This is a genomic window from Micromonospora sp. D75, assembly GCF_018070405.1.
Lineage (GTDB): Bacteria > Actinomycetota > Actinomycetes > Mycobacteriales > Micromonosporaceae > Micromonospora > Micromonospora chalcea.
Genome location: NZ_JAGPXV010000142.1, coordinates 1 through 10,906 on the forward strand (window position 1 = coordinate 1; position 10,906 = coordinate 10,906).

The 10,906-nt window shown below is 73.2% G+C and carries 10 protein-coding genes; 3 read left to right on the forward strand and 7 right to left on the reverse strand.

Going from position 1 to position 10,906, the window contains the following annotated elements; translation table 11 throughout:
• Nucleotides 1-2: 2 nt before the first annotated feature.
• Nucleotides 3-1,673, forward strand: a complete 1,671-nt coding sequence (locus KBX39_RS11510) for a glycosyltransferase family 39 protein (RefSeq protein ID WP_210870420.1) — start codon at nucleotides 3-5, stop codon at nucleotides 1,671-1,673.
• Here the strand turns inward: KBX39_RS11510 and KBX39_RS11515 are convergent.
• Both KBX39_RS11515 and KBX39_RS11520 read right to left on the reverse strand, forming a co-directional pair.
• The gene (locus tag KBX39_RS11515; protein WP_064447882.1) at nucleotides 1,648-3,237 is read right to left on the reverse strand and encodes a PAS domain-containing sensor histidine kinase; all 1,590 of its coding nucleotides are present in this window, start codon (nucleotides 3,235-3,237) and stop codon (nucleotides 1,648-1,650) included. The genes KBX39_RS11510 and KBX39_RS11515 overlap by 26 nt on opposite strands.
• Before the next feature lie 25 nt (nucleotides 3,238-3,262).
• Nucleotides 3,263-4,291 (reverse strand): SIS domain-containing protein, encoded by a 1,029-nt coding sequence (locus KBX39_RS11520; RefSeq protein WP_069087353.1) that lies wholly within the window; start codon nucleotides 4,289-4,291, stop codon nucleotides 3,263-3,265.
• Nucleotides 4,292-4,475: 184 nt separating this feature from the next.
• Here KBX39_RS11520 and KBX39_RS11525 point away from each other — a divergent pair, with 184 nt between their 5' ends.
• Nucleotides 4,476-6,074, forward strand: a complete 1,599-nt coding sequence (locus KBX39_RS11525; protein ID WP_043328508.1) for a tetratricopeptide repeat protein — start codon at nucleotides 4,476-4,478, stop codon at nucleotides 6,072-6,074.
• Nucleotides 6,075-6,298: 224 nt separating this feature from the next.
• Here KBX39_RS11525 and KBX39_RS11530 read toward each other — a convergent pair whose 3' ends face one another.
• Nucleotides 6,299-7,891: an MDR family MFS transporter gene (locus tag KBX39_RS11530; protein ID WP_064447883.1), complete on the reverse strand. Its 1,593-nt coding sequence runs from the start codon at nucleotides 7,889-7,891 to the stop codon at nucleotides 6,299-6,301.
• A 119-nt stretch (nucleotides 7,892-8,010) separates the two neighbouring features.
• On the opposite strand from KBX39_RS11530, the gene KBX39_RS11535 reads away from it, so the two are divergent.
• Entirely contained in the window at nucleotides 8,011-8,586 is a 576-nt protein-coding gene (locus tag KBX39_RS11535) for a TetR/AcrR family transcriptional regulator (protein WP_064447884.1), read from the forward strand.
• 6 nt (nucleotides 8,587-8,592) lie between these two features.
• Here the strand turns inward: KBX39_RS11535 and KBX39_RS11540 are convergent, their stop codons facing one another.
• The 4 genes from KBX39_RS11540 to KBX39_RS11555 form a co-directional block, all read right to left on the reverse strand.
• Entirely contained in the window at nucleotides 8,593-9,105 is a 513-nt protein-coding gene (locus KBX39_RS11540; protein ID WP_064447885.1) for a GNAT family N-acetyltransferase, read from the reverse strand.
• Nucleotides 9,102-9,317 (reverse strand): biotin/lipoyl-binding carrier protein, encoded by a 216-nt coding sequence (locus KBX39_RS11545; RefSeq protein ID WP_043328500.1) that lies wholly within the window; start codon nucleotides 9,315-9,317, stop codon nucleotides 9,102-9,104. Before KBX39_RS11545 ends, KBX39_RS11540 begins: the two co-directional genes overlap by 4 nt.
• Before the next feature lie 396 nt (nucleotides 9,318-9,713).
• Complete coding sequence (gene rsrA, locus KBX39_RS11550) at nucleotides 9,714-10,001, reverse strand: mycothiol system anti-sigma-R factor (RefSeq protein WP_043330951.1); 288 nt, start codon at nucleotides 9,999-10,001, stop codon at nucleotides 9,714-9,716.
• 2 nt (nucleotides 10,002-10,003) lie between these two features.
• Complete coding sequence (locus tag KBX39_RS11555) at nucleotides 10,004-10,810, reverse strand: sigma-70 family RNA polymerase sigma factor (RefSeq protein ID WP_043328498.1); 807 nt, start codon at nucleotides 10,808-10,810, stop codon at nucleotides 10,004-10,006.
• Between the last annotated feature and the right edge of the window lie 96 nt (nucleotides 10,811-10,906).

The following is a 10,906-nucleotide window of genomic DNA, read 5'->3' on the forward strand; positions in this document are numbered from 1 at the left end:
CCATGGCCGTGGCCGCCGCGCTCACCGCCCGCCTCGGCGCGGTGCTGGTCGGCCGTCGCGCCGGGCTGCTGGCCGGACTGCTGTTCGCGGTCCTGCCGGTCACCTCGCGGTACGGGCAGGAGGCCCGCCCGTACGCCCTAGCCACGCTGCTCGCCGTGCTGGCCACGCTGCTGCTGGTCGAGGCGCTGCGCCGGCCGACCTGGCGACGCTGGGCCGGGTACGCCGTTGCGGTCGCCGCGCTCGGCCTGCTCCACCTGGTCGCGCTCACCCTGCTCGCCGCGCACGCCGTGGTGGTGCTGCTGACCGCCGCACATGGCCCTGCGGGGGTCGTCGATCCGCCCGGCCAGTCCCGAGCCCAGATGCCCGACGCGAGCCGGCCACGCCGCAGACACCTGTGGCGTTCCACCCAGCCACGAGATCGAGCGCGAGTGGAACACCACGGGTGTCACGACGCCCCGCAGACACCCACGGCGTTCCACCCAGCCACGAGATCGAACGCCGGTGGAACGCCACGGGTGTCACCGCATCCCGGGAGCAGGGAGCATGGCACGGACGCGCCGGAAGCGGAACCGCAGTACGTGACCGGCGAGGCTCGGGAGGCGCTGGCCTGGTGGCTGCTGGCGCTGGTGCCGGCCGTCGTGCTCGTCACCCCACTGGCACTCGTCGCCCGGGGGCAGCGCGGTCGACAGCTCGACTGGGTCGACCCGGCGCGCCTGCCCGACCTGGCGGCGCTACCGGGTGCGCTGGCGCAGAGCGGCGTCGTCGGCGGTTTCGTGCTCGCGCTCGCGGCGCTCGGCGTGGCCCGGCTGGGTCGCCGGGCGCTGCTGCCGGCCGCCGCCGTGCTGCTGCCGGTGCTGCTGATGTTCGCCGCCGGAACGGTGGTGCCGCTCTGGGTGACCCGCTACCTGGTCTTCACCGTGCCGTTCGCCTGCGTACTGGCCGGCGCCGCGCTGGCTGCCGCGCGGGTCACTCCCGCACCGGCCCGAACGCCGGCAACAGCAACGCCCGCTGAAGCAACGCCCGCTGAACCAGCGCCCGCTGAAGCAACACCCGCTGAACCAGCGCCCGCTGAAGCAACACCCGCTGAACCAGCGCCCGCTGAAGCAACGCCCGCTGAACCAGCGCGCACGGCGACACCCGCCGCAGCCGGCCGCACTGCCGCGCCCGTGGAAGCAGAGCAAGGGCCGACGTCGCCGCGCGGACGGGTCGCGGCGGGAATCGCGGTGGTGGTCCTGGCCGGGCTGCTCGGGCTGCCCGATCAGGCGGCGCTGCGCCGCACCCACGAGTGGCCGCGCAGCGCACCCGTCGACTACGCGGGCGCGGCCGGGATCATCCGCGCCGGGCAGCGGCCGGGCGACGCGATCGTCTACTCGCCCCGGGACGGCTGGCTGTTCCCGGATCTCGGCATGGCGTACCACCTGGGGTCGAGGCTGCCACGCGACGTGCTGGTGGTCCGCGACCAGCGTCAGGACGCGAGCCTCTGGGCCGTGGAGTGCGACGACCCGGCGCGGTGCCTGGCCGGGGTGGACCGGGTGTGGCTGGTGGTCACCGGCCGGCGCGCGGACCCGTTGGCGGCGGTGCCGGGTGCGAAGGGCGACGCGCTGCGCGCGGGCTACACGGTGCGGCAGGTGTGGCCGCGTCCGGGGATCACAGTGGCCCTGCTCGTCCGGTGAGGCGGTCGGTGGTGCCGCGGGCCAGCGGTACGACGATGGCCGCCTCGGTGCCGCCGTCGGCGCCGTTACGCAGCTCGATGGTGCCGCGCAGCTCGCCGGTGACCAGCGCCCGGACGATCTGCAGGCCCAGGTTGCCGCCGCGCTCGGCGTCGAACTGCTCGGGCAGCCCCCGGCCGTTGTCGGTCACCGTGACGTGCAGTTGCTTGCGCGCCCGGTGCGCGGAGACCACAACCTCGGGCCGGGGCGCGGAAACCCCCGCCTCCGGCCGGGGCACGTCCACAGGAGGAGCGGCCGCCTCCTCCTCGGCCGACGGGAAACCGTGCTCCACGGCGTTGAGCAGCAGCTCGTTGAGCACCATCACCAGCGAGGTGGCGATCTCGGCGGGCAGGACGCCGAACGTGCCGCGGCGGCGCATGCCGACACTCACCTCGGTGGCGGCGACCTCGGTGGCGGCGCTGGCCACCCGGTCCACGATGCCGTCGAACTCGACCGCCTCGTCGCTGGACATGGAGAGCGTCTCGTGCACCAGCGCGATCGAGGCGACCCGGCGTACCGATTCCTCCAGCGCGACCCGGGCCTCGGGCATGGAGACCCGCCGGGCCTGCAGGCGCAGCAGCGCGGCGACGGTCTGGAGGTTGTTCTTCACCCGGTGGTGGATCTCCCGGATGGTGGCGTCCTTGGTGATCAGGGCGCGGTCGCGGCGGCGTACCTCGGTGATGTCGCGGACCAGCACCAGCGCGCCGATCGGCACTCCGGCGGGCATCAGCGGCAGCGCCCGGGTGAGCATGGTCGCGCCGCGGGCGTCGATCTCCCGCCGGGGCGGCGCCTCGCCGCGCAGCGCGGCGAGCACGGCGTTGCCCGCGTCGGTGCCTTCGAGGGGGTCGCCGGCGAGCCGGCGGTGCAGCTTGGCCAGGTCCTCGCCGACGAGGTGGGAGGCGTAGCCGAGGCGGCGGTACGCGGACTGGGCGTTCGGGCTGGCGTAGGTGACCTTGCCGTTGGCGTCGAGCCGCACCAGGCCGTCGCCGACCCGGGGCGCCGAGGTGGTCTCGCCGGGGTGCCGGGGCGGCGGGAACGTGCCATCGGCGATCATCTGGGCCAGGTCGTCGGCGGTGGTCAGGTAGTTCAGTTCCAGCTGGCTGGGGGTGCGCGCGGTGGACAGGTTGGTGTCCCGGCCCACCACGGCGATCACCTCGCCGGCTTCACCGTCGCCGGTACGCAGCCGGACCGGGATCGCCTCGTGGCGGGCCGGGACGTCGCCGTACCAGACCGGGTCGCCCTCGCGCCAGATCCGTCCCTGCCGGTAGGCCACCTCCAGGTGGGCCACCTCGGCCCCGCCGACGATCCGCCCGACCTGGTCGTCCAGGTAGGCGGTCGGTGCGGTGGTGGGACGGACCTGGGCCACGCAGAGGAACGTGCCGTCGCCGTCCACCGGCACCCAGAGCAGCAGGTCGGCGAAGGACAGGTCGGACAGCAGCTGCCAGTCGCCGGCGATCCGGTGCAGGTGGTCGATGTCGGCCGGGCGGAGCGCGGTGTGCTCCTCGGCGAGGTCACGGAGGGTGGACACGCCACACAGCGTGCCACGCCGGGCCTCACATCGTCGCCGTGACCTTCTTCAAGCCGCGCGGCGCGTCCGGGTCCTCGCCCCGGGCCAGCGCCAGGGCCAGCGCGAGCCGTTGCAGCGGCAGGATGTCGAGCAGCGGCGCGTACCGCTCGTCGACCTCGGGCACCGCCATCCGGGTCTCGCCGACCTCGGCGGAGCCGACCACCACCACGTCGGCGCGGCGCTCGCCGAGGCGGGGCAGCACTTCGCGCATCGACGTGCCGCCGGGGCCGGAGCCGACGACGGCGAGCACCGGTACGTCCGGGTCGGTCATGGCGAGCGGGCCGTGCAGCAGGTCGGCGCCGGAGAAGGCGAGCGCCGGCAGGTACGAGGTCTCCATCAGCTTCAGCGCCGCCTCCCGGGCGGTCGGGTACGCGTACCCCCGGCCGGTGGTGACGAGCTGGGCGGCGAACCGGTAGCGCGGCGCGAGCCGGGCCGGGGTGTCGTCGGCGAGCGTCTGCGCGGCCAGCTCGGGCAGCCGGCTCAGGGCGGCGCGCTCCTCGGCGGGCAGGACGCCGTCGCCGGCGCGTACGCCCTCGATCAGCATGAGCAGCGCGAGCAGCTCGGCGGTGTAGGTCTTGGTGGCGGCGACCGCCCGCTCGTGGCCGGCGGCGATGTCCACGCTCAGCTCGGCGGTCTCGACCAGCGGCGAGCCGGGGTTGTTGGTGACGGCCAGGGTGAGCGCGCCGGAGGCGCGGGCGACCCGCAGCACCTCGGCGAGGTCGGGCGAGCCGCCGCTCTGGCTGACGCCGACGACGAGCGCGTCGGAGAGGTCGGGCCGGGCGCCGAAGACGGTGATCGCGCTGGGCGAGGCCAGCCCGGCGGGCAGTCCGAGGCGGATCTCGGTCAGGTAGGCCGCGTAGAGCGCGGCGTGGTCGGAGGTGCCCCGCGCGGTGAACACCACGTGCCGGGGGCGCCGCTGCGCGACGACGGCCGCGACCTCGGCGATCGCCGCGGCGTGCTCGGCGGAGAGCAGACGCTCGTAACCGGCCGGCTGCTCGTCGATGTCGGCGGCCATACCGGCCCCTGCTCGCGTCACTCCAGACCTCCTTCTGCGCGTTTCTCGCGCGTTCGATGCTCAGTCTTGCACGTTTCAGCAGCCTCAATCAACGCAACGAGCAGGAGTGCGCAGTGGATCACTAATTGACGGAAGATCCCCTAGGCTTGCCCGGCTGACCGACCCCGACCGGCGGAAGGACGACGTGCCCGAGGACGACGCCGCGCTCTCGGCGGAGGAGGAACTCGCGCTGGCCCGGCTGGCGCTGGGCGAGGGCGACCTGCGGCACGCCGCCGACCACATCGCCGCCGCGCTGGTCCGCTCCCCCACGCTGCCCGAGGCGCACGAAGCGCTCGCCCGGCTGGACGCGGCCAGCGGCGGCGACCTGGACCTCTTCCCGCTCGGTCAGCAGGCGTTCGTCGGCGCCGTGGTGGCCCGCGCGCACCTGCTCGCCGCCGCCGGCCGGCCCGCCGAAGGGCTCGACCTGCTGGCCGCCGCCACCGGCTACGCGCCCGCCGCGCCGTGGGCCGCCGTACCCTGGGTGACCGCCACCGACCTGCCGGAACGCCTCGACCCCGAACGCACCGCCCGGATCCTCATGCAGGTCTGCGCGGCGGCGCCCGACCCCGCGCCGCGCCGGCTGCGCGAGCCGCTGGCGCCGTACCTCACGCTGGCCCGCAACGCGATCACCGTGCATCCGGCCCACCCGCTGCTGCTGGGCGCGGCGTCCGCGCTGGCCCGGCGCCTCGGCGAGGTCACCCTCGCCGTCACCTGGGCCACCCGGGGGGTACGCGCACAGCCCACCAAACTCGGCGAGGTGTGGCTCGGGTACGCGTACCGCAGCGCCGGCCGCACCGGCGAGGCGCTGGCGGCGCTGGAACGGGCTGTCGCGCTCGACCCCGACGACCTCGCCGTCTACGCGGACATCGCCGGCACGCTCGCCGACAACGGCCGGCTCGACGCGGCGCTGGGCTGGATCGACCGGGCGCTGGCGAAGGACCCCACCTTCGACTGTGCCGTGCACACCGCGCACCGGCTGCGCTACCTGCGCGACGGCGACGTGGACCACCTGGTGGCGCTCGCCGATTTCGTCCGGGAACATCCGGACGACACGCACGAGCACGGCGACCTCGCCGAATGCTGCCGGGGGCGGCCCTGGCTGGGTCAGGTCACACCGGCAGACGACGATTTCCCGTCCCCCGACGGGCCCGCCCCCTCGGCAGCCGCGGTACGCCGCCTCCAGCACCTGGCGCACCCGGCGTGGGCGCACCCCCCGGCCGCGTACGACGCCGCCGTCGGGCTGGCCACACTGGACCTCGCCGACCTGCTCGCACTGCTGGCGCACCCGCCGGAGGCACCCGCCACCGCGCTGGGCCGCGTGCTCGGCGGGCAGGACCCGGCACTGTGGAGACGCTGCGCGCAGGTCTGGGCCTGCCTCGGCCTGCTGCACCACCGCACCGACGAGCCGTGGGAGTCGTCGACCCGGCGGCGGGTGCTGCACGAACTGGCCACCGATCCCGGCCCGGCCGCCGAGGCGGCGCTGTTCGCCCTGGTCACCGCCGCCTGGGTGGACCCGGCCACCCGCGCCGACGTGGCCGCCGTGGTGGCCGGGCGGCTCACCGAGGTGGCATCCGGCGCCGCCCGGCGTACCCCGGTGGCGGTGTCGCTCGCCTATCTGGCGCGGGCGACCCCGGCCCTCGACCCGGCCGCCCGCGCCACCGCCGACTCGCTCATCGCCGGCGCCGGCGGAGGCCCGCTGCGCCGCCTCTGGCGACGCCTCACCGCCCTGTTCCGCAGAGGCTGAGCGCCGGGACCGTTCCGGGGCCCCATTTCCGGCCGGCTCCCCGGCCCCCACCACCCAGCCGAGCGCCGCCACTTCGCCGAGGTGGCGCGATCAACTCCCCTCCGACCCCACCACTCCCCCGATGTGGCGGGCAGCGGGCGGAAGGCACCGGGTGCCTCGCTGGAGTGGATACGCGGCGGCCCCGCGTACCCCCGGGGTGGGGGCGCGGGGCTGCGGCGGGTGAGTCAGGCGACGGGGGCCTTGCCGAGCGCGGCCTCGGCCTCGTCCTCCGGCGTGGGGCCGGCCGGCCGCACGTCGTTCGTCGCGCGCAGCGGCACCTCCTTGATGAACCAGGCGAGCACCGGCACGGCCACGGTGAAGAGGACCGCCCAGAAGAAGACGTGCGAGATGGCGTCGGCGAGGCCGCCGAGCACCGCCTCGCGCATCGGGCCGGTGAGCTTCTTGAGGGCTTCCAGGTTCATCGCGCCGCCCTCGCCGCCACCCGAGCCCGCGAACGCGGGGCCGGCCGCCGAGTCGGCGAGACGGTTGGCGAAGATCGCGCCGAAGAGGGAGACGCCGAACGAGCCGCCGATGGACCGGAAGAACGTGGCGGCGCCGCTGGCGGCGCCGAGGTCCTTCTGCTCGACGCTGTTCTGCGCGATCAGCATCGAGGTCTGCATCAGGAAGCCCATGCCGACGCCGAGCACGACCATGTAGAGCGAGGACTGCGCCTTGCTGGTGTCCACGTCGAGCAGGCTGAGCAGGCCCATCCCGGCGGCCATCACGACGCCGCCGACGATCGGGAAGGCCCGGTAGCGGCCGGTCTTGGTGATCGTCCGGCCGACCACGAGCGAGACCACGAGCATGCCGAACATGAGCGGGAGCAGCAGCAGGCCGCTGTTGGTGGCCGAGGCGCCCTGGACGGTCTGCTGGTAGAGCGGCAGGAAGTTCATCGCGCCGAACATGGCGAAGCCGAGCAGGAACCCGATCACCGAGATCAGCGCGAAGTTGCGGTTGGCGAACAGGCTCAGCGGCAGGATCGGTTCGGGTGCGCGCCGCTCGACGAGAGCGAACACGCCGAGCGCGGCCACCGCCAGCACGGCGAGGCCGAGGATCTGCGGCGAGGCCCAGTCGTACTGGTTGCCGCCCCAGGTGGTGACCAGCACGATCGCGGTGATGCCCACGGACAGCAGCGCCGCGCCCAGCCAGTCGATCTTGTGCTCGGTGCGGTACTTCGGCAGGTGCATGGTGGTGGCCAGGACCAGCAGCGCCACGCCGCCCAGCGGCAGGTTGACGTAGAACGCCCAGCGCCAGGAGAGGTTGTCGGTGATGAAGCCGCCGACCAGCGGCCCCGCGACCATGGCGATGGCCATGATGCCGGCGATCATGCCCTGGTAGCGGCCCCGCTCGCGGGGCGGCACCAGGTCACCGATGATCGCCATGACGCCGACCATCAGGCCACCGGCGCCGAGGCCCTGCACGGCGCGGAACGCGATCAGCTCGATCATGCCGCTGTCGGCGCCGCCGAAGACGCCGGAGCCGGACATGCCGCACAGCGCCGAGCCGACCAGGAACACGACGACGGCGGTGAGGAAGACGGCCTTACGTCCGTAGAGGTCGCCGAGTTTGCCCCAGATCGGCGTGGAGACAGTAGTGCCCAGCACGTACGCGGTGACCACCCAGGTGAAGTGGTCGGCGCCCCCGAACTCGAAGACGATCCGCGGCAGCGCGGTGCTGACGATCATGTTGTCGAGCATCGCGAGCATCATCGCGATCATCAGGCCGAACAGGACGACGCGGATGTTGGGTCTCGCGACGACCGGGGCTTGTTGACTCATCGGTAGGCTCCCCCGCAGATCATGTGATCAACTTACTTGCCGCCCGGCTAGTTTGCTTACTAGCCGGACGGTAAGCTGATGACGGTCGGACGTCAAGCGGATTGGAAGGAAGTCGGCTGGTGAGGGAGACCACAGGAGGCACACGGCAGCGCATCCAGGCCGTCGCCTTGGAACTCTTCACCGAGCAGGGCTACGAGAAGACGTCACTGCGGGAGATCGCCGAGCGGCTCGGCGTCACGAAGGCGGCGCTCTACTACCACTTCAAGAGCAAGGACGAGATCGTCACCAGCTTCGTCGACGACCGGCTGCGCCGGATGGACGAGCTGATCGCCTGGGCCGCCGACCAGCCACCCACCCTGGCGACCCGGCGCGCCCTGCTCGGGCGGTACGCCGACAGCATGTTCGCCGGCGACCTGCCCCAGGTGATGCGCTTCTTCGAGCAGAACCAGACGGTGCTCAAGAGCCTGGTCGCCGGCCAGCAGATGCGGGACCGGATGATGCGGCTGGCCCACGAGCTGTGCCGGGGTGACGACTCGCCGGCCGCCCAGCTGCGCGCCACGCTGACGCTGTTCGCGGTGCACACCAGCTGGTTCGCGGTCCGCGCGCCCGGCATCACCGACGACGAGCGGAAGCGGATCGCGCTCGAGGTGGCCGACGAGCTGCTCGCCAAGATCGGCGAGACCGGCCAGGGCTGAGCCGGTTCAGCCCGCCGCGGTCAGGTCCAGTCGCAGACCGAGCAGGTCGATGCCGGGCAGCGGCGACCAGTCCTTCTCCGGCAGCCGGACGAAACCGAGCCGCTCGTAGAGGCGGTGCGCGTTCGCCGCCATCCCGGCGCGTACGCAGATCACCACCGCCGTGCAGCCCAGCTCCGTCGCGCGCGTCACGCACGCGGCCGCGAGCGCGGCGCCGGCGCCCCGGCCCTGCGCGGCCGGATCCACCGCGAGCATCCGGAACTCCGCCTCGCCCGGGCCGGCGAGTTCGGCGTACGGGGTGCCGGGCAGCACGAACGTCACCGCGCCGAGCACCTGGCCGGTGGTGTCGTCGACGGCCACCAGCACCTCGCCGGTCTGGGCGCGGGTGGCCACGTCGGCGAGCACCGGCGCGTACCCGCTCTCGTCCTTGAGCTGGCCGTCCGCCTCGTACGCGGCCACAGTCAGCCGCGCCACGGCCGGGAAGTCCGCCGGCTCGGCGCGGCGCACCAGCAAGGCGGTCAACCGATCTCCGCGATCAGGTCGCCGTCCTGCACCACGTCTCCCTCGTTGACGGCGAGGCGCTGCACCACGCCGTCGGACTCGGCGACCACCGGGATCTCCATCTTCATCGACTCCAGGATGACGAGCGTGTCGCCCTCGGACACGGTGTCGCCGGCCGACACCACGACCTTCCAGACGTTCGCCACCATCTCGGCGCGGATCTCCTCGGCCATCTTCCGGCCCTCCCTCTCCCCGACGACTCCCCGACAGTCCTGCGAACGGTATCCAATCATGACGCCGGTCACGCCGGCCCGCGCACCACCGGGTACGCGATGCGCCCCACCGCGCTCCGGCGGGCTGCGTCGGCACTAGCATCGTGCGGGTCGGCCACCGGCGAGCCGGGGAGCCACACCGCGACCTCCGCCGCGGCCAGCCGCGGACGGAACCGTGACCAGCACAAGGAGGCAGAGCATGGCGAAGAAGGCCCGCAAGAAGAAGGCCCGGAAGAAGAGCAGCGCCAACCACGGCAAGCGCCCCAACTCCTGATCATCGGGAGCAGCGCGGCACCTGCCGGAAACGCGTGACGGCCCGGGTCCGATCATTCGGACCCGGGCCGTTCCGTCGCTTGTTCAGTCGGCCAGTTCGCGGGACTCGGTGGTCTCGAAGACCACCAGCTCGGTCAGCCGCAGACGCAGCCGCTCACGCAGCTTCTCCGGCGCCGAGTCGTTGCCGCAGCACCGGGCCACGAGCGCCTTGACCTCCTGCTCGATGCCGTACTCGCGCAGGCACGGCCCGCACTCGTCCAGGTGGTGCCGGATCAGCAGCCGGCGCTCCTCGCCGCACTCCAGGTCGAGGTAGAGGTAGACCTCGGCGAGCACCTCGCGGCAGTCCGTCTCGTGCGGTTGTCCACAGCTCACGGTCACACCTCCCGGCTGGCGGCGGCGGTCGAACCCTTCTTCGACGAGGCGGCGCTGAAACCGCGCTCCGCCGCGTACTGCTCGAGCAGCTTCCGCAGATTACGTCGGCCACGGTGCAGACGGGACATCACGGTGCCGATCGGCGTGCCCATGATGTCGGCGACCTCCTTGTAGGAGAAGCCCTCGACGTCGGTCAGGTAGACGGCCAGGCGGAACTCCTCCGGCAACTGCTGGAGGGCCTCCTTGACGTCGCTGTCCGGGAGCCGGTCGAGCGCCTCCGTCTCGGCCGAGCGCAGGCCGCTGGAGGTGTGCGACTCGGCCTCGGCGAGCTGCCAGTCGGTGATCTCCTCGGTCGGCGCCTGAATGGGCTGCCGCTGCCGCTTACGGTAGGTGTTGATGTAGGTGTTGGTCAGGATCCGGTAGAGCCAGGCCTTCAGGTTCGTGCCCTGCTCGAACTGGTGGAAGGCGGCGTACGCCTTCAGGTACGTCTCCTGAACCAGGTCCTCCGCGTCGGCCGGGTTGCGGGTCATCCGCAGACCGGCGGCGTAGAGCTGGTCGACGAAGGGCATAGCGTCCCGCTCGAAGCGGGCCCTGCGCTCGTCCGTCTTCTCGGTGGTCAACCGCACATCCCCTCGCGTCGGATGCTTTCCCGCTGAGGATACGCGTACCCACTTTCCGGCAGATTCACTTCCGGAGTCTGTGCCGGTGCTCACGACCGACGCCGCGGGCCACTCCGGCGCGTCGAGCAGCCGCCTGAGCTGCCGCTCGTCCCGTTCGTCCCGTTCCCGGCTCCGTGTCTGTATCGGCACCGGTCACCCCCCTCGCGCTGGCACTGTCGTCGTCCACAGGGAGGTAACGCGAGGTACGGGGTGCGGCATTCCACCGGTCCCACCCGATCCTGGCCC